This is a genomic window from Paracoccus sp. MBLB3053 (genome assembly GCF_031822435.1).
Classification (GTDB): domain Bacteria; phylum Pseudomonadota; class Alphaproteobacteria; order Rhodobacterales; family Rhodobacteraceae; genus Paracoccus; species Paracoccus aurantius.
Map to the genome: position 1 here is coordinate 267,301 of NZ_JAVQLW010000002.1, position 24,285 is coordinate 291,585.

At 62.1% G+C, this 24,285-nt stretch carries 21 protein-coding genes; 15 read left to right on the forward strand and 6 right to left on the reverse strand.

Features of this window, described 5'->3' with window-relative positions:
• Positions 1–40: 40 nt before the first annotated feature.
• Positions 41–1,852: a gamma-glutamyltransferase gene (gene ggt, locus RGQ15_RS15455; RefSeq protein WP_311161440.1), complete on the forward strand. Its 1,812-nt coding sequence runs from the start codon at positions 41–43 to the stop codon at positions 1,850–1,852.
• A 153-nt stretch (positions 1,853–2,005) separates the two neighbouring features.
• On the opposite strand, the gene RGQ15_RS15460 is transcribed toward ggt, so the two are convergent.
• Positions 2,006–2,638: a DUF1109 domain-containing protein gene (locus tag RGQ15_RS15460; RefSeq protein WP_311161441.1), complete on the reverse strand. Its 633-nt coding sequence runs from the start codon at positions 2,636–2,638 to the stop codon at positions 2,006–2,008.
• The gene (locus RGQ15_RS15465; protein ID WP_311161442.1) at positions 2,635–3,183 is read right to left on the reverse strand and encodes a sigma-70 family RNA polymerase sigma factor; all 549 of its coding nucleotides are present in this window, start codon (positions 3,181–3,183) and stop codon (positions 2,635–2,637) included. Before RGQ15_RS15465 ends, RGQ15_RS15460 begins: the two co-directional genes overlap by 4 nt.
• 182 nt (positions 3,184–3,365) lie before the next feature.
• On the opposite strand from RGQ15_RS15465, the gene RGQ15_RS15470 reads away from it, so the two are divergent.
• The 5 genes from RGQ15_RS15470 (at position 3,366) to RGQ15_RS15490 (ending at position 6,793) form a co-directional block, all read left to right on the forward strand.
• A complete protein-coding gene (locus tag RGQ15_RS15470) occupies positions 3,366–3,644 on the forward strand; it encodes a BufA1 family periplasmic bufferin-type metallophore (protein WP_311161443.1) in 279 nt (92 codons plus the stop codon).
• A gap of 53 nt (positions 3,645–3,697) precedes the next feature.
• Positions 3,698–4,549: an MNIO family bufferin maturase gene (gene bufB / locus RGQ15_RS15475; protein WP_311161445.1), complete on the forward strand. Its 852-nt coding sequence runs from the start codon at positions 3,698–3,700 to the stop codon at positions 4,547–4,549.
• A complete protein-coding gene (locus tag RGQ15_RS15480; RefSeq protein ID WP_311161447.1) occupies positions 4,533–5,306 on the forward strand; it encodes an HvfC/BufC N-terminal domain-containing protein in 774 nt (257 codons plus the stop codon). The genes bufB and RGQ15_RS15480 overlap by 17 nt, the downstream gene beginning before the upstream one ends.
• Positions 5,303–5,782, forward strand: coding sequence for a DoxX family protein (locus RGQ15_RS15485; RefSeq protein WP_311161448.1), 480 nt, complete (start codon positions 5,303–5,305; stop codon positions 5,780–5,782). Before RGQ15_RS15480 ends, RGQ15_RS15485 begins: the two co-directional genes overlap by 4 nt.
• Before the next feature lie 192 nt (positions 5,783–5,974).
• Complete coding sequence (locus RGQ15_RS15490) at positions 5,975–6,793, forward strand: GNAT family N-acetyltransferase (RefSeq protein WP_311161450.1); 819 nt, start codon at positions 5,975–5,977, stop codon at positions 6,791–6,793.
• A 52-nt stretch (positions 6,794–6,845) separates the two neighbouring features.
• On the opposite strand, the gene rhaI is transcribed toward RGQ15_RS15490, so the two are convergent.
• Both rhaI and RGQ15_RS15500 read right to left on the reverse strand, forming a co-directional pair.
• Entirely contained in the window at positions 6,846–8,120 is a 1,275-nt protein-coding gene (rhaI, locus tag RGQ15_RS15495; protein ID WP_311161451.1) for an L-rhamnose catabolism isomerase, read from the reverse strand.
• Positions 8,121–8,123: 3 nt separating this feature from the next.
• Positions 8,124–10,226 carry a bifunctional rhamnulose-1-phosphate aldolase/short-chain dehydrogenase gene (locus RGQ15_RS15500; RefSeq protein ID WP_311161452.1) on the reverse strand — a complete coding sequence of 701 codons (2,103 nt, stop codon included), beginning with the start codon at positions 10,224–10,226 and terminating at the stop codon, positions 8,124–8,126.
• Positions 10,227–10,411: 185 nt separating this feature from the next.
• Between RGQ15_RS15500 and RGQ15_RS15505 the strand changes: the two genes are divergently transcribed.
• The 7 genes from RGQ15_RS15505 to RGQ15_RS15535 all read left to right on the forward strand — a co-directional run bounded on the left by RGQ15_RS15505 (position 10,412) and on the right by RGQ15_RS15535 (position 17,499).
• Positions 10,412–11,221, forward strand: coding sequence for a DeoR/GlpR family DNA-binding transcription regulator (locus tag RGQ15_RS15505; RefSeq protein WP_311161453.1), 810 nt, complete (start codon positions 10,412–10,414; stop codon positions 11,219–11,221).
• Between the two features lie 30 nt (positions 11,222–11,251).
• A complete protein-coding gene (gene rhaS / locus RGQ15_RS15510; protein ID WP_311161454.1) occupies positions 11,252–12,244 on the forward strand; it encodes a rhamnose ABC transporter substrate-binding protein in 993 nt (330 codons plus the stop codon).
• 63 nt (positions 12,245–12,307) lie between these two features.
• Positions 12,308–13,849: a sugar ABC transporter ATP-binding protein gene (locus RGQ15_RS15515; protein ID WP_311161455.1), complete on the forward strand. Its 1,542-nt coding sequence runs from the start codon at positions 12,308–12,310 to the stop codon at positions 13,847–13,849.
• Entirely contained in the window at positions 13,846–14,817 is a 972-nt protein-coding gene (locus RGQ15_RS15520; protein ID WP_311161456.1) for an ABC transporter permease, read from the forward strand. The genes RGQ15_RS15515 and RGQ15_RS15520 overlap by 4 nt, the downstream gene beginning before the upstream one ends.
• On the forward strand, positions 14,814–15,803 hold the full coding sequence (locus tag RGQ15_RS15525) for an ABC transporter permease (protein ID WP_311161458.1): 990 nt from the start codon (positions 14,814–14,816) through the stop codon (positions 15,801–15,803). Before RGQ15_RS15520 ends, RGQ15_RS15525 begins: the two co-directional genes overlap by 4 nt.
• Positions 15,803–16,117 carry an L-rhamnose mutarotase gene (gene rhaM / locus RGQ15_RS15530; protein ID WP_311161460.1) on the forward strand — a complete coding sequence of 105 codons (315 nt, stop codon included), beginning with the start codon at positions 15,803–15,805 and terminating at the stop codon, positions 16,115–16,117. Before RGQ15_RS15525 ends, rhaM begins: the two co-directional genes overlap by 1 nt.
• Entirely contained in the window at positions 16,114–17,499 is a 1,386-nt protein-coding gene (locus RGQ15_RS15535; RefSeq protein WP_311161462.1) for an FGGY-family carbohydrate kinase, read from the forward strand. Before rhaM ends, RGQ15_RS15535 begins: the two co-directional genes overlap by 4 nt.
• Positions 17,500–17,530: 31 nt before the next feature.
• Here RGQ15_RS15535 and RGQ15_RS15540 read toward each other — a convergent pair whose 3' ends face one another.
• Both RGQ15_RS15540 and RGQ15_RS15545 read right to left on the reverse strand, forming a co-directional pair.
• Complete coding sequence (locus tag RGQ15_RS15540) at positions 17,531–18,481, reverse strand: DNA-binding response regulator (RefSeq protein WP_311161464.1); 951 nt, start codon at positions 18,479–18,481, stop codon at positions 17,531–17,533.
• Positions 18,435–21,779 carry an ATP-binding protein gene (locus tag RGQ15_RS15545; RefSeq protein WP_311161466.1) on the reverse strand — a complete coding sequence of 1,115 codons (3,345 nt, stop codon included), beginning with the start codon at positions 21,777–21,779 and terminating at the stop codon, positions 18,435–18,437. Before RGQ15_RS15545 ends, RGQ15_RS15540 begins: the two co-directional genes overlap by 47 nt.
• Before the next feature lie 216 nt (positions 21,780–21,995).
• Between RGQ15_RS15545 and urtA the strand changes: the two genes are divergently transcribed.
• Both urtA and urtB read left to right on the forward strand, forming a co-directional pair.
• Positions 21,996–23,261, forward strand: coding sequence for an urea ABC transporter substrate-binding protein (gene urtA, locus RGQ15_RS15550; protein ID WP_311161467.1), 1,266 nt, complete (start codon positions 21,996–21,998; stop codon positions 23,259–23,261).
• A gap of 95 nt (positions 23,262–23,356) precedes the next feature.
• Positions 23,357–24,283, forward strand: coding sequence for an urea ABC transporter permease subunit UrtB (urtB, locus tag RGQ15_RS15555; protein WP_311161468.1), 927 nt, complete (start codon positions 23,357–23,359; stop codon positions 24,281–24,283).
• Positions 24,284–24,285: the final 2 nt, after the last annotated feature.

The following is a 24,285-nucleotide window of genomic DNA, read 5'->3' on the forward strand; positions in this document are numbered from 1 at the left end:
AGCGCGCTCAGACTGCCCGCGATGATCGGAGGAGTGCAGAATGTCACGAGCCGGAATTTTCCTGGCCGTCCTGGCGGGTGCAATGGCGGTGCAGGCCCAAGCGCAACAGGCGACCGATGCCGTAGCCCCGGAAGCCGCAAGCGAACTTGCGGTCACGCCGGAAGCCTTCGGAGATCTCGAGGAATGGACGCGCCGCGCGATTGCAGCAAAATCAGACGGAACGCCGGTTCAGGCACCCGACTGGATGATCAGCGCGGCCCATCCGCTTGCAGTGCAGGCCGGTGCGAGAATTCTTGATGCGGGAGGAAGCGCCGCCGATGCGATGGTCGCCGTCCAGCTGGTCCTGGGACTTGTCGAGCCGCAAAGTTCAGGGCTCGGCGGGGGGGCCTTTCTCGTCTGGTATGACGCCCAAACTGGCGAGCTGACCACGCTCGACGCGCGCGAGACGGCTCCGATGGCGGCGCGACCGACGCTGTTTCAGGATGAAGGCGGCACTCCCTTGAAGTTCATGGACGCCGTGGTCGGCGGGCGATCGGTCGGCACACCCGGCACCCCTGCGCTTCTTGAGGCCGCGCATCGCCGCTGGGGAAAATCGAACTGGGCCGGGCTTTTTGATGACGCGATCGAATTGGCCGACGGCGGGTTTGCCGTTTCGCCCCGTCTCGCGGAACTGGTTGCGGAAGAAGGTGAGGATCTGCAGCGCTATCCGGAAACGACCGCCTATTTCTTTCCCGATGGCAAGCCGATCGTCCAAGGGGCGACGTTGAAAAACCCTGCTTACGCGGACGTTTTGCGCGTCTTGCGCAGCGAGGGTGCCGAGGGCTTCTATTCGGGTCCCGTGGCCCAGGACATCGTTGCGGCGGTGCGGGGCGCGACGGACAATCCCGGCATGCTGGCGCTGTCGGACCTGACCCAATACCGCGTCATCGAACGGCCTGCGGTCTGTGCCGCCTATCGTGAACACGAGGTCTGCGGAATGGGACCGCCTTCTTCCGGGGGGCTGACGGTCGGGCAGATCCTCGGCATGCTCGAAGGATACGATCTTGCCATGCTTGGAGCCGAAAATCCGGAAAGCTGGCGGCTGATCGCGGATGCCTCCCGTTTGGCCTTTGCAGACCGTGAGCGCTACATGGCTGACAGCGATTTCGTGCCCATGCCCACCAAGGGTTTGCTCGAGCCCGGCTACCTGGCCGAGCGGGGCAAGCTGCTTGGCGGGGATGACAGCCTGCCCGAAGTCAGTGCCGGCTCTCCGGGTTGGAGCCATGCAATGCTATGGGGCAGGGACGAGGCGCTGGAATTGCCCTCGACCACGCATATCTCGATCGTCGATGCAGAAGGCAATGCCTTGTCGATGACCACCACCATCGAAAACGGGTTCGGTTCGCGGGTCATGGTGCGGGGCTTCCTGCTGAACAACGAGCTGACGGATTTCAGCTTCAGGACGCATGATGACGCGGGGTATCCGATTGCCAATGCGCTTGCTCCGGGCAAGCGGCCGCGATCCTCGATGTCCCCCAGCATCGTGTTGAAGGACGGCAAGCCAGTTCTCGTGATCGGCTCTCCGGGCGGCAGCCGGATCATAGGCTATGTCGCGCAGTCGATCATTGCCTATCTTGACTGGGGAATGAATGTACAACGGGCGCTGGGGGCGCCGCATGTTCTTTCACGTTTCGGCCCGGTGGATCTTGAGGCCGGAACCGATGCGGCAGGGCTTGCCCAGGCGCTGATCGATCTGGGGTTCGAGGTGAATGAAACCGAGCTTAATTCCGGGCTCCACGCCATCGCGATCACCCCGGATGGCCTTGAGGGAGGGGCCGATCCGCGTCGCGAAGGAATAGCCATCGGCGGCTGAACCGCGTTGATTTCGCCGCCTGAAACGCCCCCAAATGACACAGCCGTCCAGCCGAAGGACGGGCGCAATTTTATCTGCGCCTGTGGGATGCCGCTCGGTTTGCTCAGACAGAACTGGTGGCGCGCTGCACTTGAACAACCGCCATCCGCAAATTCACCACCTTAGCCAATGCGCACCCGCATATGCCCCGGCGAAGGTCGCGACAAGCAAGGCGGCGCCATACCAGATGACGAAGAAAACCGGATTGTCCTGCGTGCAGAAAAGCGAATAGCCCGTCGCTGCAGCCGCCGAGACGCCAAGACCGGCCAGAGCGCCCGTCATGCGCGGCCGGGTCGGGGCGCCTGACCGCAGCCTTGATATGGCGAGGCCAAGCGGCGCGCTGGTCAGCAGCAGAATAAGCCCGACGCATTCCGCGATGGCGGGCATGGTCATCTCGGCGAGCCGCGCGGATGAAGGCAGGGTGACCCAGCTCCAGATCCCCAATGCAATCGCAGCGCCTATGGGCCATGACAATGCGGCAAAAGGCAGCCTGTTCCCTTCGGGGCGCGCCGACCTCATGGCCCGGGGCAGAGCGACGAGGCAGATCAGGAAGGGAAGCAGCGTCTTGGCCTGAACCGCTGGATGGGACATTGCATCGAACAGATCGTCGCGAATTCCGACAACACCCAGAAACAGGCCGCAAGCCAGCGCAACCGCGCCTAGAACCGCAAGCATGATCCGCTGCGGCTGGAAGGATGGACGCGGCGGTTCGGCAGCCAGCCGCGCGATCAGATCATCCGTATTCATCGCGCACCCCCTTTCCCACCGGCCAGCCGGGACAACCGGTCGAGCGCGCGATGCAGCGCGACGCGAACCGAGCCCTCCGACATGGTCAGGCGCTGTCCGACCTCGGCCGCGCTGTCACCCTTCAGCGCGATAGCCCGCACGATCTCGGCAGAACGTGCGTCGATCATGGCGAGCAGTCGGGCGCTGTCGCGGGCCGCAGTGACATCCTGTTCCGGTGCAGCGAAGGCATCGCAGAACTCCTCGATCGGCAAATGGACTTCGCGCCGCCGCCGCCGATAGGCGTCGATCACCTTGTGACGACTGATCGCATAGAGCCACGGCAGCAGTGGGGATTGCGGGTCCCAGGTATGGCGTTTGATGTGAATGGCCATCAGTATCTCTTGCAGGACATCTTCATGCAGATCGGCCGGCTGGCCGCGGGCGCGGCTTCGGACGATGCCACGAAGGACCGGCGCAACCTCGTTCAGAAGCCGGGCATAGGCTTGCCCGTCCCCTGCATTGGCCGCACGCATCAGCGCCGCCCATTCGGATTCACGCCTCGTCATCACGGGGTCCATTCGCGCGATCCTAGCAGATGTTACAGGGCCAGACGAAAAAAGGTGCCGCAGCCCATCTGCGTCGAACCACGAACACGCTCTCGTGAAGCCTGTAACGTATTCACCCTGCGTGGCGAATGGATCTCTCGAGGACCCGCCGAGGTCTTCAGCTGACCAACATGGAGAGACCGATGACCATCTATGACAAAGGCCTGACCCTGACCGCCGCGCTGGCCGCCGCGCTGACAATGGCTGCCGCGGCGCAGGCGCAAGAAAAAACCGCGATGGAGAAATGCTACGGTGTCGCGATGGCGGGTGAAAACGACTGCGCCGCCGGTGCAGGCACCACCTGCGCCGGAACCTCGACCAAGGACTACCAGGGCAATGCCTTCAAACTGGTGCCCGCCGGCACCTGCACGGAAATCAAGACCCCGAACGGCATGGGTTCGCTTGAGCCCAAGGAAATGTGAAACCGGCGCCGGGGCTTCGGCCCCGGCCGTCCCTGCCTTTCATGGAGATGATCATGCCGCTGCAGTCCCGCCCCGGTCTCGGCTTCAAATCCGAGCATTTCGACGACATCCGCGCGCACCGACCCGATCTTGGCTTTTTCGAGGTCCATGCCGAGAATTACATGGGCGGCGGAGGGGTGCCGCATCGTCAGTTGGCTGCGCTGCGGGCCGATTACGAAATCTCTCTTCACGGGGTCGGCCTGTCGATCGGCGGTCCCGACCCGCTTGATCGGGCACATCTGGCGCGACTCAGGCATCTGATCGAGGAATACCATCCCGAAAGCTTCTCCGAGCATCTTGCCTGGTCGAGCCACGGAGGGGCCTATCTGAATGATCTTCTGCCACTGCCCTATACAGATGAGACGCTCACGATTGTCTGTGACCATGTTGACGAAGTGCAGCAGAGCCTTGGCTGCCGGATGCTGCTTGAAAACCCGTCCAGCTATGTGACCTTCGCGGAATCGACCTTGCCCGAAACCCGGTTTCTTGCCGAGGTGGTGCGCCGGACCGGTTGCGGCCTGCTACTGGACATCAACAATGTCTTCGTTTCGGCGGCCAATCTCCGCACCGATCCGCGCCACTATTTGGCCGATTTTCCGATGCAGGCGGTGGGAGAGATCCATCTGGGCGGGCATGCCGAAGAAGCGTTGCCCTCGGGTCCGCTTCTGATCGACGATCATGGGAGCCCCGTCGCCGACCCGGTCTGGGCTCTTTACAGGGAAACCATCGCGCAAATCGGGCCGAAACCCACCTTGATCGAATGGGACAATGACGTTCCCGACTTCCCGGTGCTGATGGCCGAGGCCCGGCGCGCAGACCAAATCCTTGAAACTTGTGATGAGGCTCTCCGTGTTGGCGCATGCTGAATTCACGCGGCAGTTCCATCGAAAGCTTCTATCCGGAGAGGAGCCGCCGCCCAATCTCGCGGCCTCAGCCGAAGAGGCCAAGGCAAGGTTTGCGGTCTATCGCAACAATGTCGTCCATGGGCTGAGTTCGGCCCTTGCGCGCCGCTTTCCCGTCGTCGAGCGACTTGTCGGTTCCGAGTTCTTCCGGGCGATGGCGGTGCATTACCTGCGCAGCGATCCGCCCGGATCGCCCATCCTCCAGGATTGGGGGGAAGGCTTTCCTGAATTCGCGGCAGATTTTCCGCCCCTGTCCGGTTTGCCCTATCTGCCCGATGTGGCACGTCTCGAATGGCTTTCGGGCCGCGCCTATCATGCGGCAGATATGCCCCGGCTGACGCCGGACGCGCTTGCGGGGGCTTCGACCAACCCCGCGAGTTTCGCGCCCGGCCTGCATCCATCGGTCGCGGTGCTCGCATCCCGCCACGCGGTATTTTCCATCTGGCAAGCGAACCAGCCCGGTGAGACGGCGCAGGGACTTGTTTCCGACCGCCCCGAAAGCGTGCTGATCCTGCGTGACTACCGGGATCGCGTGAGGTTGTTGCAGATCACGCCCGGCGATGCAGCCTTCGTGAAGACACTTAGAGATGGCAAGTCCTTGCTGCAGGCGGCCCTTGCCGCCGCCGATCGCGAGGCTGGTCATCAGCCGTCGGGCATCCTGGGCCTGCTCGCGAGCTATGCCGCGTTCGTCCTGCCCGAAAGCGAAGGAGGTCCAAGATGACCATCGCGAGACTCCTCAACCGCTTCAACGCCTTCGTCGAAAACCTGCCATGGGATGTCGCGGCCCTGCCGCTGCGGCTGTTTCCGGGGTTGGTCTTCTTTGCATCGGGCCGGACCAAGGTGGATGGCTTCAGCATCGCTGATAGCACCTGGTATCTGTTCGAGCACGAATATGCCTTGCCGCTTGTCCCATCACATTGGGCGGCGGTTGCCGCAACCATTGCCGAACACACCCTGCCCGTGCTTCTGATCCTTGGCCTTGCGACGCGCTTTTCCGCCCTCGGCTTGCTCATGATGACCGCGGTGATCCAAACATTTGTCTATCCCGAGGCATGGCCCACACATGGGACATGGGCCGCTTGTCTCATTGCACTTGCCTTGCGGGGGCCGGGTCGGCTGTCGCTCGACCGGTGGCTGGGTCTTGATGGCGCTTCCTTGTCCTCCACGCATCGCGGCAGGACCGAACTTGCCAAGTGATCCATAAAATCATGCAGGCCGATGCTGCGAAGGGAATGAAAATCGGTTAGAATCTTCGGGTGGCATGGGAGGATTTCCGACAGGGCAGCGTCTTCCGCTTGGCGCTCCACCGGCTCCCTGCCGTGCGGCCCCGCCACCTCTTGGCAGGCAGGCGAGCCACTTATCCGACGTCCTGGCGAGGGAGGCTGACCCATGGAATTCTCCGAAAGCAGATTGATCCCGATCGGTGAGCGCGCCGAGATATCGGCATGGGAAAGTGTCTGGTCCCTTGCACCCAAAAACACCCGCGAGCAGCTTGGCTTGTCATGGGCGCGCAGCGGTGACGGTGCCATTGCGCTGCATGCGTCCGGCTTTGGCTGGTGGTTCTTCAACCGTGTCCTGGGTATCGGTCTGACCGGCGTCGGCGATACACTTTGGCTCGACGGCGAATTGGACAGGTTCGAAGCTGCGGGGCAACCCTACGGAGTGAGCTTCTGCAGTGAGCTCGTCCCCCGCGGTTTCGCCGATCATCTTGCGGGGCGGGGCCTGCGGCATCAGAACACACTCGCCAAGATGATCCGCCGCTCGGATGACTTGCCATTGCGCGGACCGGACCGGGACATCCGCGAGATCGGTCCCGAGGATATGGCCTTATTCGTGCAGACGCTCAGGCAAGGGTTCGGGGTCCCGGCGACGCTCGACGACCTGTTCGCCACCCTGCCAGGAGAGAAAGGCTGGCATTGCTACCTTGGCTACGACAAGGGCAGGCCGGTCGCGACCGGCGCGCTATATCACGCCGCGGATACGGCCTGGCTTGGCTTTGGTTCTGTCGTTCCGGATAGCCGACGTTCGGGCATGCATCGTGCCATGATGCTGTTCCGGATGCAGGCCGCTGCCGAAATGGGTTGTCGCTGGCTCGTGACCGAAACCAATCGCCCCGAAGGGGATGAACCGGCCCCGTCATATCGCAACATGGAAAGCCTTGGTTTCACGCCAGCCTATTTCAGGCCAAACCATATTCGCGCGGCCTGACCCCCATGGACCGATCCGGTCGCGGCGACCCCTGCCCCCCGGCCGCCATCAATCAGACGATCCCGCCGCCGCTGCCCGTGACCTTCGGCCGCTTCTCGGCGACGCGGGCGCGATATCCCGAACGACGATAGCATGCCACGGGATCAATCGCGGCGCCCGCACGCAGGCGGGCCATTGCCAGGATCGGTTCGACATCGGTGCGGAACCCGGCGCGAAGGGTCGCGGCGGCCATCAGCGCATCATTCACCTCGCGATAACTCTCAAGCGCCTCGCGATCCACCAGTGATGCCTGGACATAGGCACGCTGGATCTCGCAGGCCGAGACAATCAGGCTTTCGATCGGGTCGGTCACGTTATGGCTCTGGTCGATCATGTGGGCGAGATCCAGGCCGGGCGTGTCCTCGAGCTCGACCAGCTCGTTGAAGACGAGGAACAGCCGGAAGGGCTCGATCGTGCCACTGTCCAGATCGTCGTCGCCATACTTGCTATCGTTGAAATGAAATCCACCCAGCTTGCCCGCACGGATCAGGCGTGAGACGATCATCTCGATATTCACGTTAGGTGCGTGGTGGCCCAGATCGACCAGGCATTGCGCCTTGGGGCCGAGTTCCTGCGCCGTCATCAGGCTTGTGCCCCAGTCCTGCACCACGGTCGAATAAAAGGCCGGCTCATAGATCTTGTGCTCGGAAAAGATGTGCCAGTCATCGGGCAGGCCGGAATAGATCGCCTTCATCGAGTCGAGATAGCGCTCGAACTGACGGCTCAGCGACGTCTGACCCGGAAAGTTGGAACCGTCTCCGATCCAGACGGTCAGGGCCTTCGAGCCAATTGCCTCGCCGATCTCGATGCATTCGAGGTTGTGTTCGATGGCCTGGCTGCGTGTCAGGGCGTCGGTATGGGAAAGCGAGCCGAATTTGTAGCTCTTTGGCTGGTCTGGCTGGTCCTGGAACGTGTTCGAGTTCATGGCGTCAAAGCCAAGGCCTACCTGTTCGGCCTTTTCCAGCAGCAAGGCGGGCTCGGCCTTGTCCCAGGGGATGTGCAGGCTGACCCTCGGCGTTGCCCCGGTAAGCTGGTGGATGACGCCACAATCGTCCAGCTTGTCCATGATCCCGCGCGGCTCGCCCGCGCCGGGAAACCTGGCAAAGCGGGTGCCACCCGTGCCCGTTCCCCAGCTGGGGATCGCCACGCCAAAGGACATGGCGCGCGCCGTCAGCTTCTCGATATCAACGCCACGACGTGCGAGGCGTGCGCCAAGCCCCGCGTAATCGGCATCGAGGTCGGCTTCAAGGGTCGCGTTCGCGGCCTCGATCATGCTTTCTTCGATCATGGCTTACCTCGTGAAGGCCTGGACGTTTCCGGCATCGACATTGAGGATATTGCCCGTCGACTTGGCCGCCAGGTCAGACGCGAAGAAATAGGCTCCTTCGGCGATATCCTCGGGCAGCACCGCGCGCTTGAGCATCGAGCGCTGGCGATACATCTCCTCGAGCCCCGCCTTGTCCGTGCCATAGGTCGAGGCGCGCTGATCCAGCCAATCGCCCTGCCAGATGCGAGAGCCGCGCAGGACGGCATCGGGGTTCACCACGTTCACGCGAATGCCGGCACCCGCGCCTTCTAGCGCAAGGCAGCGGGCAAGATGGATCTCGGCCGCCTTCGCGGTGCAGTAAGCCGAGGCGTTCGGGCTGGCAGCGAGCCCGTTCTTCGAGGCAACGAAGATGACCGAACCACCGATATCCTGTGCCCGCAGCACACGGAATGCCTCGCGGCTGACCAGAAAATATCCGGTGGACAGGATGTCCATGTTCTTGTTCCAGAGCGCCAGAGACGTCTCTTCGATCGGGGCGGAGGACGCGATACCCGCGTTCGAGACGAGAATGTCGAGGCCGCCGAATTCCACCGCCAGTTCCGCATAGGCGCGGGCAACCTGGTTTTCGTCGGTGACGTTCATCTGCACACTGCGAACGACATCCTTGCCATATCGCGCGACCAGTGCGCCATGCGTCTCGTCCAGCGCCTGCGCGTCGATGTCTGCCAGCATGACGCAGGCGCCTTCGCGCAGGAAACGCTCGGCCGTGGCGGCCCCGATCCCGCCGGCGCCGCCGGTTACCAGCGCCACGCGTCCGGCCAGGGCTTTCGGCTTGGGCAAGCGCTGCAGCTTCGCTTCTTCAAGCAACCAGTATTCGATGTCGAAGGCTTCCTGCTCGGGCAGGCCCTGATAGGTGCCGACCGTGCTGGCCCCGCGCATGACGTTGATCGCGTTCACATAGAATTCGCCCGAGATCCGCGCCGTCGCCTTGTCGAGCGCAAAGGTGATCATGCCCACACCCGGTACAAGGTAGACCACCGCGTTCGGGTCGCGAAGGGCAGGGCTGTCGGCTCGTTTGCAGCGTCCGTAATAGGCCGCGTAGTCGTCGCGGTAATCCGCGATCGCCTTTTCCAGCCCAGCGATGGTGGCGTCAAGATCCGGCCTCGACGGGTCGAAGTCGACCACCAGCGGGCGGATCTTGGTGCGCAGAAAATGATCCGGGCAGGATGTTCCCAATGGTGCGAGCGTGCCGAGCATGCTTGATCCGACGAACGCCAGCACCGCGGCCTGATCGTCATAATGGCCGACCTTGTACCCTTCCTTCGAGATCAGTCCGCGAATGACCGGCATCAGCCGCGCGGCGATCTCCCGCCGCTGTTCCGGGGGCAGGGAGGGAAGCTTTTCTCCGCCGAAAGCGGTTTTCCCGGCAGTCCGCCCATCCAGCCAGGCGGATGCCCGATTGATGATTTCAAGCGTGGTCAGATAGCACTCCTTGGCGTCGTCGGCCCAGGTGAACAGGCCGTGGCTTTCGAGCACGCAGCCCTTGGCACCGGGGTTCTCGGTCGCGAATTTCTCAAGCCACAGGCCCAGTTCATAGCCGGGCTTCTTCCACGGAAGCCAGCCGATCTCGTCGCCAAAAATCTCGGTCGTCAACTCACGCGAGTTGACCGAGGCGGCAATCGCGATGATTGCATCCGAATGCACGTGGTCGACATGCTTCCTTGGCACATAGGCGTGCAGCGGAGTATCGATCGAAGCCGCCCGCGGGTTCAGCGCGAAGGTGCAATGAGGGAGATAGCCCACCATTTCATCCTCGAATTCGACACCGCGATACTTGCCTTTCAGCGTTTGGAGCTTATCCATGTAAAGTGTGGCGAAACCGTCCATTTTCATGGAACCGATATCGCCGCCCGAGCCCTTGACCCACAGCACCTCGGTCTGCTCGCCGGTCAATGGATCGAGCTCCATGACTTTTGCCGAGGTATTGCCCCCGCCATAATTGGTCACGCGTTTGTCCGAGCCCAGCAGGTTCGAGCGATAAAGCAACTTTTCCGATTCGCTCATCGACGCGGCCTTGGCGTCGTCCCACAGGTTCTCCAACCGGTTGCCCATCAGGGTAATGGTCATGGATGCCTCCCTCATCCGGCACGTCTCCGCGCCTCCCTTTCGGGCGATACACTGGAAATCCCGCCATGGTCAATCACAAACAATCAAAACCGATCATTTTGCACCTGCAGAAAGTCGTCACTCGATCAATGTTGATTGACATTGCTTGAAGTTGATGGAAATCATTGTTCCGGGAAGAGGAAGCCATGCTGGAAACGGAACGTCACCGCATCATCTTGTCTGCAGTGCAGGAACGACCGGTCGTGACCGTCGCAGATCTCTGCGCGCTGACCGGCGCTTCCGAGGCGACAGTGCGACGCGATATCGCGCAGCTTCATGTATCCAAGAAGCTGCGCCGGGTGCGGGGCGGGGCGGAAGCCATCGCGCCACCGCAATTCGTGGGAATCAACGCCCGTCCCTTCGCGGTCAATCAGACGATCAATATCGCTCAGAAACGCGCAATCGCTCAGGCGGCCGTCGATCTGTGCGAGGACGGTGATCCGATCATCATCAATGGCGGAACGACGACGTTCCAGATGGTTCATCCTCTGACCACCAAACGGCTGCAGGTCTTCACCAACAGCTTCCCGATCGCGGAGCACCTGCTGAAGCAATCGAAGAACACGGTCCTCGTGCCGGCCGGCGCGATCTACCGAGAGCAGAACATCATCCTGTCGCCATTCGATGAGGATGGCAGCAATCACTTCTATGCACGTCGCATGTTCATGGGATGCCGCGGGCTGGGGCCGCTGGGCCTGATGGAAGGGGACCCATTGCTGGTTCAGGCCGAACAGAAACTGATCGATCAGGCGGATGAGCTGGTCGTCCTGGCGGACAGTTCGAAATTTCGCCAGCGCTCAAGCCTTCTGCTCTGTCCGTTGAACCGCATTCATACCGTCATCACCGATGACGGCATCGAGGATCGCGCCGCACAGATGCTTGAGGCGGCCGAGATCCGTCTGATCGTGGCCGAAAAGGGCACGAACGACCGAAGGAACCGCGCGCAGGAGGAGTGACGCGCGACATCGCTCACAGGGGAGGAAGACATGAGCATTCTGAGAAAGGTCCTGACGACGGCCGCCATGGCCTCGGCATTGATGGCCGGTACGGCCCATGCCGAGGAAATGCGGATCGCACTTGTCGTCAAGGCATTGGGGATCGGCTTTTTCGAAGCCGCCAACAAGGGGGCCGAAGAAGCCGCAAAGGAACTCGGCGACGTCAAGATCATCTATACCGGTCCGACAGACACGACTGCCGAAGGCCAAATCGAGGTGATCAACAGCCTGATCGCGCAGAAGGTGGATGCGATCGCCGTCAGCGCCAATGATACCGACGCACTGGTGCCTACGCTGAAAAAGGCGATGGATCGCGGGATCACCGTCATCAGCTGGGATTCCGGAGTTGCCCCCGAAGGGCGGCAGATGCACCTGAACCCGTCCTCGTCACCGCTGATCGGCAACATGATCATCAAGCTTGCCGCCGACAACCTGCCTGATGGCGGAGAGGTCGCGGTCCTTTCCGCTACCTCTACCTCGACGAACCAGAACACATGGATCGAGGAAATGAAGAAGGTCGAGGGCAATTATCCCAAGGTCAAGGTTGTAGGCACGGTCTATGGCGACGATCTTGCCGACAAGTCCTACCGCGAGGCGCAGGGCCTGATGCAGACCTATCCGGATCTCAAGGCGATCATTGCGCCGACCTCGGTCGGGATCGTCGCGGCCGCTCAGGCCGTAACGGATGCGGGCAAGGTTGGGGCGGTGAATGTGACCGGGCTGGGCCTGCCATCGGAAATGGCAGGGCATGTGAAATCGGGCGCCTCGAAGTCTTTTGCCATTTGGAACCCCATCGATCTGGGCTATTCCGCCACGATGGCGGCCTATCATCTGGCCAAGGGTGACGCCAAGGCCGAGCCGGGCGCCAAGATCTCGATCGGACGCATGGGTGATATCACGCTTGACGACAATAACGAGGCGGCGATGGCCGATCCGTTCGTCTACGACGAAAGCAATATCGACGAGTTCAGCTCGATCTTCTGATCCCTGCCAGAGCGATCCCCGGCGTGCAAGTCGCGCCGGGGCCCATTTCCCGAGGACCCGAATATGCAGGCTGGAAATCGGCCGCAGGATGGCACCGAAGCGGTGCTGTCGCTGCGCGGCATCGTCAAGACATTCCCCGGCGTGCGCGCCCTTGACGGCGTGCAACTGGATCTGTTTTCCGGCCAGGTGACCGCACTTGTCGGCGAGAACGGGGCCGGCAAATCGACCATCGTCAAGATCCTGACCGGGATCTATCACCCCGATGAGGGGGAAATCCTTCTGGACGGGGAACCGGTTCACCTGCCTTCGGCCCAGGCGGCGGCTCACGCGGGCGTCACCGCAATTCATCAGGAAACAGTGCTGTTCGACGAGCTTACGGTGGCCGAGAATATCTTCATCGGGCATGCCCCCCGCACAAGGTTCGGGCTGATCGATCGCCGTGCCATGCGTGAGCGCGCACGCGAGATCCTTGGCGGGATCGGTGCCGATCTTGATCCGGCCACACGGCTGCGCGATCTGGGCATCGCCAGCAAGCATCTGGTCGCGATCGCGCGCGCGCTCTCGGTCGATGCGCGAGTCGTCATCATGGACGAGCCGACAGCAGCCCTTTCGCACAAGGAAATCGGTGAGCTTTACGAGCTGGTCGAAAAGCTGAAGGCACAGGGCAAGGCGATCCTCTTCATCAGCCACAAGTTCGACGAGATCTTTCGCATCGCCGATCGCTGGACTGTCTTCCGGGATGGGCAATTCGTCGGAGAAGGACGTATCGCGGATGTCGACGAAGCCGATCTGGTCAGGATGATGGTCGGCCGCTCGGTCGACCAAATCTACCCCAAGCGCCCGGCCGAGATCGGGGGCGAGGTTCTGAAGGTCGTGGGCTACGGCCATCCGACGGAATTTGCCGATATCAACTTCACCCTGCACAAGGGCGAGATCCTGGGTTTCTACGGTCTGGTCGGCGCGGGACGGTCCGAGCTGATGCAGGCCCTGTTCGGGATCACCCGACCTTCGCGCGGGGCCTGTCGGATCGACGGGAAGGTCCGTGTGATCCGATCTACGGCGCAGGCCGTTGATGCGGGCATCGTCTATGTCCCCGAGGATCGCGGCAAGCAGGGCGCGGTCAAGGGGTTGCCTATCTTCCAGAACGTGACGCTGCCGTCGCTTGCGCGCACAGGTCGCGCCGGTTTTCTGCGTCTGACGCAGGAATTCGCGCTCGCCCGCGAATATACCCAGCGGCTTGATCTGCGGGCGGCGAGCCTAGATCAGGACGTGGCGCTGCTGTCCGGGGGAAACCAGCAAAAGGTCGTGATCGCGAAATGGCTCGCGACCCGGCCCCGCGTCATCATCCTCGACGAGCCGACCAAGGGGATCGATATCGGGTCGAAGGCTGCCGTTCATGACTTCATGTCCGAGCTTGCCGCGCAAGGTCTGTCTGTCATCATGGTCAGCAGCGAGATCCCCGAGGTTGTGGGCATGTCCGACCGTGTGATCGTCATGCGTGAGGGGCGCATCGCCGGTGAGTTCGAAGGCCCGGCCATGACCCCCGAGAACCTCGTGCGTGCCGCGGTCGGCATTTCCGGTTCTGCGCCGGAGGTCGCGGCATGAGGTATCTGAAATCTCGCGAAGCCATTCTAGCGCTGGCCATCGTTGTGTTGCTTGGCGTCATCGCCAGCCGCTTTCCGGGCTTTGTCCGGCCGTCCAACCTCGCGCGGGTATTTACCGATACGGCACCGCTTATCCTGCTTGCGCTCGGCCAGATGGCCGTGATCCTCACGAAATGCATAGATCTTTCGGTTGCGGCGAACCTTGCGTTTTGTGGAATGGTCGCGGCACTGATGAACGGGGCGGGGGTGCCCTTGCCTCTGATCCTGCTCGCAGTCATTGGACTTGGCGCAAGCCTCGGGGCGATCAACGGCCTTCTGGTCTGGCGGCTCGGGATTCCGTCGATCGTGGTGACGCTTGGGACCATGACCATCTATCGCGGCACGATCTTCCTGATGACCGGCGGGGCATGGATCAATGCCCACCAGATGACGTCGGGTTTCAAGGCCTTCCCGCGTCACGTGCTTGCAGGTTTGCCGATCATGGCCTGGATCGCAATCGCAGCCATCGCGCTTGTCGCGCTCCTGATGACTCGAACCGCACTGGGCCGCGCCTTCTATGCAGTCGGCGGCAATCCGCATGCCGCGATCTATGCGGGCATTTCGGTCGGGCGTAGCCAATTTGCGGCATTCGTTCTGGCGGGGGCTCTGGCAGGCCTCACGGGATATCTCTGGGTCGCGCGATACGCCGTGGCCTATGTCGACATCGCGGGTGGGTTCGAACTGGACGTGGTCGCGGCCTGCGTCATCGGCGGCATCGCCATCGCAGGCGGGGCAGGGACGGTGGCAGGTGCGGTCATGGGGGCATTGTTCCTGGGTATCATCAAGAACGCGCTTCCGGTCGTCGGCATTTCGCCCTTCTGGCAGATGGCGATCTCGGGTTCGGCAATTCTGATCGCGATTGCATTCAACGCCACCAGCCAACGCATACCTGGCCGCATCATCCTGAAACAGGCAGGACATCGGACATGACCGCCTTGACCGGACGCCAGATCCCCGACCGCCTGAGCAGCCCGGCATCCCGCGCGCTGAAAAGCTGGGAGGCGCTTCTGCTGATCGTGGCCATCGCGATCTTCATCCTGAACACCCTGGCCTCGCCCTATTTCCTCGATCCGTGGAACCTTTCAGATGCGAGCTACAACTTCACCGAAAAGGCGATGATCGCGTTCGCCATGGCGATGCTCATCGTGGCAGGTGAAATCGACCTGTCCGTTGGTTCGATCATCGCGCTTTCTTCGACTGTCATGGGTGCGGCCATGGCGGCGGGTGCGTCGACGCCACTGCTGGTTCTGCTTGGGCTTGGCACGGGCGTGGCTTGCGGGGCATTCAACGGCCTTCTGGTCGCGCGGTTCGGCCTGCCCTCGATCGTGGTCACGATCGGCACGATGAGCCTGTTTCGCGGCATCAGCTATATCGCCCTGGGCGACGGTGCCTTCACCGGTTACCCGTCAAGCTTCGCCTGGTTCGGTCAGGGCTACGTCTTCTGGGTCATCACCGTCGAGCTGGTGATCTTTGCGATCGCGGCGCTTATCTTCGGCATCCTGCTGCACCGAACGAGCTTTGGGCGCATGGTCTATGCCATCGGCAACAATGCGACCGCTGCGCGCTTTTCGGGGATCCGCGTCGACCGCATCCGGTTCATCCTGTTCCTGCTGACCGGGTTGATGAGCGGCATCGCTTCGGTCTGCCTGACCTCGCGCCTTGGATCGACGCGGCCCTCGATCGCCTCGGGCTTCGAGCTCGAGGTCGTCACGATCGTCGTGCTGGGCGGTGTCAGCATCCTGGGCGGGTCGGGATCGATTGCCGGTGTGGTGCTGGCTGCCTTCGTGATGGGGCTGGTGACATTCGGGCTTGGTCTGCTCAACGTGCCAGGCATCGTGATGTCCATCATCGTCGGGGCGCTCTTGATCGCGGTGATCGCGATCCCGCGTCTGTGGTCCATGACCAGGAGGGCGTGATGCAGCAATACGCATTTCGCATGATGCTGAAGCCCGGAATGGCCAATGAATACCGCCGTCGCCATGATGAGATCTGGCCCGAACTGGTCGTGCTTCTGCAGGAGGCGGGGATCAGGAATTACTCAATCCATCTCGACCCAGAGACAAACGCCCTTTTCGGCATCCTTTGGCGCGATGACGATCACCGCATGGACGACCTGCCATCCCATCCCGTCATGCGGCGCTGGTGGGCCCATATGGCCGACATCATGCAGACCCATCCCGACAACGAACCTGTGGCGGTGCCGCTGATAAGGATGTTCCATCTGCCATGAAGCATGTCGCGGTCATCGATATCGGCAAGACCAATGCCAAGCTCGCACTTGTCGAAGCTGAAAATCTGACCGAAGTCGCGGTCGTCACCCGACCAAACCGCCCCTTGCCCGGCCCGCCCTGGCCCCACGCGGATATCCAGGGGCTGTGGCAGTTCTTCACAGCCCATCTCGCCAGTTTTCATGCGGAATTCGGCATTGACGCGATCTCGGTCACGACGCATGGCGCGGCGGCGGTACTGCTGGATGACACGGGCTCGCTTGCTGTCCCGATGCTCGACTATGAACATCCCGGCCCCGAGGATGCATACGCAGAATATGACAAGATCAGGCCAGATTTCCACGAGACGGGCTCGCCGCGTCTTCCGATGGGCCTGAACCTTGGCGCACAGCTTCACTGGATGCTGAAGACCTTCCCCGGACTTGCCGAGCGGGTCGCCCATATCGTGACCTATCCGCAATATTGGGGCTGGCGACTGACAGGCGTCCTTGCCTGCGACATGAGCTCACTGGGCTGCCATACGGATCTGTGGGATCCATGGCACGGTCGGTTTTCCCCATTGGTCGAGCGCCTTGGCCTTGCCCGGAAGATGGCGCCGCCGCGCCGCGCGACCGAGGTGCTGGGCGGGCTCTGTCCCAGCGTGTCGGCGCATACGGGCATACCAACCGGAACGCCGGTCGCCGTCGGCATCCATGACAGCAACGCTTCTCTTTTTTCCCATGTCCAGGGCCGAGAGCCCCCCTTTGCGGTCGTCTCGACGGGAACTTGGGTCGTCGCGATGGCCGTCGGCGGCGACGCGGTCGGGATGGATCCCGCGCGCGACATGCTGGTGAACGTGAACGCGCTTGGGCAGCCCGTGCCCTCGGCCCGTTTCATGGGCGGGCGGGAATACGAGTTGATCAGTTGCGGCAGCACCGCCTGCCCGACAGAGGAGGAACGCCGCAGGGTCCTGCTGGGCAAAACGATGATTCTTCCCCCTGTCGAGCCGGGCTCCGGTCCTTTCCAGAAAGGCGAGATGGCCTGGCGCGGGCGGGTCGAAAGCGAAAGAGAGAAAATCGCGGCGCTCTCCTATTATCTTGCGCTGATGACGGACACCTGTCTCACCTTGATCGGCGCCAGGGGACCGACAATCATCGAGGGGCCATTTGCCCGCAATACCGATTTCCTCGATATGCTGGCCGTGCTTCGTGGCGATGGCGTCGAGATTGCGCGAAACGCGACGGGCACGTCGGTCGGGGCGGCATTGCTTTGCATGTCTTCTGCCGAACCACCCGTTTCCCGGGGCTGGGCTTTGCCCGACCAGGCCGAAGACATGGCGAGCTATGCGTCTGCCTGGCGGCAGGAAGTGGCGATGCGGGGGCAACGAAGGGCCAGTTCGGCTTAAGGCTGCACAACGTGCCGGACGTCTAATACCGCTATTGCCCCCCCATGGCGCGATCCGCAAGAACCGCCGCCGAAGTGCGGTTGTCCACTCCCATCTTTTCAAAAACCTGCTCAAGATGCTTGCTGACAGTTCGCCCGCTCAGCCCGAGGATGCTGCCGATATCCGCGTTGCTTTTGCCCTGCGCGAGCCAGAACAGAACCTCGGCCTCGCGATCGGTCAGGCCGAAGCGGGCTGACAGGACTTCTTCTCGCGGCGCTCCGCTGCAATCCTGGATCGCGATCAGCAGATCCTGACCGCTGCCTCGCCCGAGATAGGTTAACTCGACCTGCGCCGAGACAAGCTTCTGCGCCTGCGACAGGGGGAGGCGGCGAAGGCTGGCGAGCCAGGCGAAAAGCTCGCCCGCCGCGCTCATCCCGCCCGGCGCCATCCATTTGTCGGGCATTTCGGCCAGAAGATCGCTGGCGCGCGGCGAGGCCCAAGCCAGTTCGCCGGTCACCGAGAAGGCAGCGACCGCCCGGCCATTCGCATCCAAGGCCTGTCTTGCGCTTGTCAGCTTCTGGGCATTCATGAGGTGGATGCTGATCCGCGCCATGAGCTCGTCGAGGTTCAGGGGTTTCGTCACGTAATCGACCCCGCCCGCCCGCAATCCCTCAAGGATGTGTTCTGGCGCGCCTAGGCCCGTCATGAAGATCACCGGTGCCATCGCCGCCGTCGGATGCGCCTTCAAAAGCCTGCAGGTCTGGAACCCGTCCAGCCCGGGCATCATGGCATCCAGCAAGATGACGTCCGGAACGACGCGGCCGGCAAGTCGCAGCGCGGATTCGCCGTCGCGCGCTGCCATTGCCGTGATGCCTGCCTGCTCGACCGCCTCGGCCACCATCAGCAGCGAGGCCGGATCGTCATCCACGACAAGCGCGATGCTGCGCAGGGTCTCGTCAGCCGGCATCGAGTTCTGCCGCAGAACCATATTCATCGAGGACATGAGTGATCCTTTCGAAATCGGCCTCCATCAGGGCATCGCTAAGTTCGCGCACCAGAACAGAGGGAAGGGATTGGTCTGCGATCGCCTCGCGCAATTCGCGGACCCGGCCCAGTTGGGCCATATCCCGCAATCTGGCGATGGTACCCGGCAGGACGCAGCCGGGTTGGGCCTTCGCGACCACCCCCGCTTCGCCGAATGGTCGTCGCTCCAGCTTGAGCAGGCTGTCGATGCGCGCGCGCAAGTCGTCAAGGATACAGGGCTTGGCGATGAAGGCGTCGTGAAGGGGGATTTCGGGCGCGCCGGACTGGGATTCGCGCGCATGTCCCGACAGCACGATGACAGGTGTGGCGGAATGTCCATTGCTGCGCAGCCATTGCAGGAAATCCCACCCGCTAAGACCCGGCATGTCGACGTCGATCAGAAAAAGGTCGGGGCTCACATCGTCGAGAGCCTGCATCGCCATTTCCGCATCGTTCAGAAGGACCGTGTTGAACCCTTGCGGGCGCAGGTAGCTCTCCATCAGGGCGAGATGGGTCGGATCGTCATCGACGATCATCAGCAGCCGCAGCCTGCCGTCATATTCCGCAGGCCCGGCGGTTTCGGACACATTGCTGGGCGCAGGTATGTCACGGGTTTCGGCCAGATAAAGCTTAAGGCGAAACAGGCTGCCTTTTCCCGGAGTGCTGCTGACAGCCACCTCTCCGCCCAGAATGTCGACCAGGAGCTTTGTGATGGTCAATCCCAGGCCAGACCCATGGCGCGTCATCCCGGTGCCCCGCTCGAATGGTTTCCAGATCCGGCCCATATCCTCGGGGCGGATGCCGATGCCGGTGTCTTCGACTTCGATCGTGGCGACCTGATTGCGCCAGCCGATGCGCAGTGTGACACGACCCCGGTCAGTGTAGCGAAAGGCATTGGCAAGCAGGTTGATCACGATCTGCCGCAGGCGCTTTTCATCGACCAGCACCCATTCAGGCAAGGGGCCGGTCCTTTCGATCAGGAATTCAAGGCGCTTCTCGCGCGCGGTTTCCTTGAAAATGTCGGTGATCTGGCGGAGAAGATCGGGAAGATGCACTCGTGTCCTGTTGAGATCGAGCCGCCCCGCCTCGATCTTCGAGATGTCGAGCAAACCTTCGATCAATCCTGCAAGATGTTCGCTTGACCGCCTGATCGCGCGAACTGCCTCGCGACGCCCGGATGGGATCTGCGGATCTGCATCAAGCAGTTGCGCAAAGCCGTATATTGCGTTCAGCGGGGTGCGCAACTCATGGCTCAGCCCCGCCATGTAACGGGTTTTCGCAAGGTTCGCGGCCTCGGCCTTTTCCTTTGCTTCCTGCAGCGCGCGGTCGGTTCGTTCATGCGCCCGGATCTCGCGCAAGAGACGCTCGGTCTGTCTCTCGGTATCGCGCTGTGCGGCAAGACGCGCCTCTCGGGTCAGCAGGAACAGCCATACGGCAACCCCGGAAGCGACCATGGTGGATGCCAATATGACGGCCAGAAGTGGATCCAACGCGGGCTGGTTCGCGGTTCGGCGGATCATCCACAGAAGCGTTGCCACGCCTCCGGTCAGGACCGAGGTTCCCATAAGGAACTGGGTGAGCCGCCCGCCAAGCAACCTTCCGAGAGGGCCGGGCAGGATCGCCTGCGCGCGACTTTTGGTCAACTGGCCCAGCCCGACCTCGGGCTTGCAGACATCGTTGCACGAGGCATTCAGCGAACAGCACAGCGAACAGATCGGAGCCGCATAGAACGGGCAGCTCGTCATGTCCTCTCGATCGAAACGGTAATCGCAAAGGCAGCATGAAATCAGGCCTTCGGGAAGATCAGCCGGTGGGCGGGCCAGATAGTATCGCCCGCGTGTCGCGATAGCGATCAGGGGTGCCGCCACGATCGCGCCTCCCAGCGCGACGAATGCGGAAAGCGCCCGGGCGGTCGGGCCAAAGACACCGCCATGTGCAAGAAGTGCCAGCAAGGTTCCTCCCAGCACGGCACCCAATCCGACGGGGTTGACGTCGTATAGATGGGCACGGCGGAACTCAACGCCTTTGGGCGAAAGGCCGATCGGCTTGTTGATCGTCAGATCCGCGAAGATTGCGCCGATCCAGGCAAGGGCAACATGTGCATAGACAGAAAGCGTCGCCTCAAGCGCGGCGAAAACGCCTAGCTCCATCAGCAGCAAGGCGATCGCAACATTGAAGAACAGCCAGACGACGCGGCCGGGATGGGCATGGGTTACCCGAGAGAAGAAGTTCGACCAGGCGATCGAGCCGGCATAGGCATTCGTAACGTTGATCTTGAGCTGTGACAGGATGACAAAAACGCCCGTCAGCAATAGTGCGAGCCATGGCCACGGAATGACCTGGGCGTAGGCGCCGTGATAAAGGATCGTCGGATCGATCGCGTGGCTGAAGTCGATCCCTTCCTGCTGGGCAAGCGTCACAAGCCAGGACCCGGCAAGCATCTTGATCGTCCCGATGAGCACCCATCCGGGACCGGCCGCGATCAAGGCGATCCACCATTTGCGTCGCTCGGTCGGGGTCTTGGGCTCGGGAAGAAAGCGCAGATAGTCGACCTGCTCGCCGATCTGGGCGATCAGCGCCAGTACCACGCCGGAAGCCGCGCCGAAGGCCACGATCGGATTGATCTGCGCCCCGGCGTCATTGCGCAGCGCTCGGCCTTCGTAGCTTGTCCAGCCCGACAGGTCATGCCCCGCAAAGGCCAGGAGCAGGAATGGAAGGACGTGGAGCACGATCCAAAGGGGCTGGGTCAGGGCCTGGAACGCCGAGATCTTGGAAAATCCGTTGACCACAAGGGGAATGACCGCCACCGCCGAAATGAGGTAACCGATTGAGAGCGGAATTCCGAAAAGCAGGTTCAGCGCCATCCCGAGGATCGCGGCCTCGAGCGCGAAGAAGATGAAGGTGAACGAGGCATATATCAGCGAGGTGACGGTCGATCCGAAATAGCCAAAGCCCGCGCCACGTGTAAGCAGGTCGATATCGACCCCGTATCTGGCCGCGTAATAGGAAATCGGCATCCCGGTCAGGAACAGGATGAGACCGCCCCAAAGGATGGCCTGAAAAGCGATGTCGAACCCCCAGTTCAGCGTGATGGCGGCCCCGATCGCCTCTAGCGCCAGGAATGAAATCGAGCCCAACGCGGCATTTGCCACCCGCCCGGCCGTCCAGCGACGAGCGCGCCTTGCCGTGAAGCGCAGCGCGAAATCCTCCATCGTCTCATTCGCCGCCCAACGGCTGTAAAGCCGTCGTTCGCGCGTCGCCTCAACGCCCGTGATCATCTTCGTTTCCCTGTCGTGCCCGGCTTGATGCCGGATCGCTTTCGCCCACGGTTTCTTCCGCAGTGCAGCATTCAGTTCTTGATGCGTAGGATGAGGGGGAAGAATGCGCAATTGAATACGTCAGATGACGTATGTTGCAGTGCAGCATTCCGCGCCAGTCTCGGTGCAGGACGGCGAAAAGCCCGCCACAGACCTCCCCCGAGACAGGAGCCTTTCATGACTGAAAAGACCCCCAAAGCCCCATTCACCGGGCCCTCGCGCCGCGCATTTCTGGCCGCTTCGGCCGGGCTTTCCGCATCACTTTTCCTTCCCAAGGGACTGCGGGCGCAGGATTTTCCCACTGCCGCAGTGAACACGACCGGGCTTGCCGTCACCGACAGCGACGTGACCGTCGGCATCCTTCATTCGGTCACCGGAACCATGGCGATTTCCGAGACCGGCTCGGTCCAGGCCGAGAAACTGGCCATCGAGCAGATCAACGCGCAAGGCGGTGTTCTGGGGCGCAAGATCAAGTTCGTTCAGGAAGATGGTGCCTCGGATTGGCCCACCTTTGCTGAAAAGGCGCGCAAACTGCTTGTCGACGACAAGGTCGCCTCGGTCATGGGCTGCTGGACGTCGGCCAGCCGCAAGGCCGTGCTGCCGGTCTTTGAGCAGTATAACGGGATGCTCTATTACCCGACCTTCTACGAAGGGCTCGAGGAGTCGCCGAACGTCATCTATACCGGCCAGGAAGCGACTCAGCAGATCATCGCGGGCATCGACTGGGTGACGCAGAACAAGGGTGCGAAAACCTTCTATCTTCTGGGTTCGGACTATATCTGGCCGCGCACCTCGAACAAGATCGCACGCAAGCATATCGAGAAACTGGGCCTCGAAGTGGTGGGCGAGGAGTATTACCCGCTTGGCCATACACAGTTCAACTCGGTCATCAACAAGATGAAGCTGAAGAAGCCGGACGTGATCTACGCGATCGTCGTCGGCGGTTCGAACGTGGCCTTCTACAAGCAGTTGAAGGCGGCGGGCATCGACATGACCAAGGAAAAGCCCCTGCTGCTGACCATCTCGGTCACCGAAGACGAAATCCGCGGTATCGGTGGCGAGAACATCGACGGCGCCTATGCTTGCATGAAATACTTCCAGTCGCTCGACAACCCGAACAACATCGAATTCGTCAAAGCGTTCAAGGCCGCTTACGGCGAGGACATGGTGATCGGCGACGTGACGCAGGCAGCCTACCTGGGCCCTTGGCTGTGGAAGGCCGCTGTTGAAAAGGCAGGCAGCTTCGACATCGACAAGATCAAGGAAGCCAGCCCCGGCATCGAGTTGACGACCGCCCCCGAGGGTTACGTCAAGGTCCACGAGAACCACCATCTCTGGTCCAAGACGCGCGTCGGCCATGCGCAGGCGGACGGGCAATACAAGGTCGTCTTCGAAACGGCGGATCTGGTCGAACCCGATCCCTTCCCCGAAGGGTATCAGTAATCATATCCCGGCCGCGCGGCCCCTCTCTGCGCGGCCAGATGCGCCGGGTCTGATGGCCCGGCGGTTTTCCTCACATATGCGCCCGGAGGTGTGCGATGTTCGCCGACTACAGTTGGGGCGAGCTCCTGTCGATTTTCGCGATGCAGGGCTTTGCCGGCCTTATCCTCTTTTCCGTCTTCGTCCTCATGGCGCTGGGTCTTGCGATCATTTTCGGCCAGATGGGCGTCATCAACATGGCCCATGGCGAATTCATGATCCTGGGCGCCTATGTGACCTATCTGGTCTCGCGGCTGTTCGAAAGTTACGCACCGGCCTTGTTCGGGATCTATTTCTTCATCGCCATGGCGCTGGCCTTCGTCGTCGCGGGCGCGCTTGGCATGCTCGTCGAATGGGCGTTGATCCGCAGGCTCTACAAGCGCCCGCTGGACACGCTGCTGGCGACCTGGGGGCTGTCGCTGATCCTGCAGCAACTTTTCCGCACCGTCTTCGGCGCGCGCGAGGTGGGCGTCACCATCCCGCAATGGATGATGGGCTCGCTGCCGCTGACAGACACCATCGAGGTGCCGATCAACGGGCTTTTCGTCATGGCGCTGGCCATGGGGATCTCGGCCGCGATCTATGTGCTGATGTTTCGCTCGCGCTGGGGCTTGCAAGTCCGCGCCGTGGTCGCGAACCGCACCATGGCCGATGCCGTGGGTATCAACACCGAGCGCACCGACCGCCTGACCTTCGGCATCGGCTGCGGCGTCGCGGGGGTCGCGGGCGCGGCCTTCACCATGATCGGCTCGACCGGGCCGACCTCGGGCCAGCTTTATATCGTCGACACCTTCCTGGTCGTCGTCTTCGGCGGCGCGGGCAGCCTGATCGGCACCATCGCCTCGGCCTTCTCGATCAGCCAGGCGCAGTCGATCCTCGAATTCTTCCTCTCGGGCTCGATGGCCAAGGTCCTGACCCTGCTTGCGGTGGTCGGCATCCTGATGGTCCGGCCGCAGGGCCTGTTCGCCCTGAAACTGCGCAAGTGAAA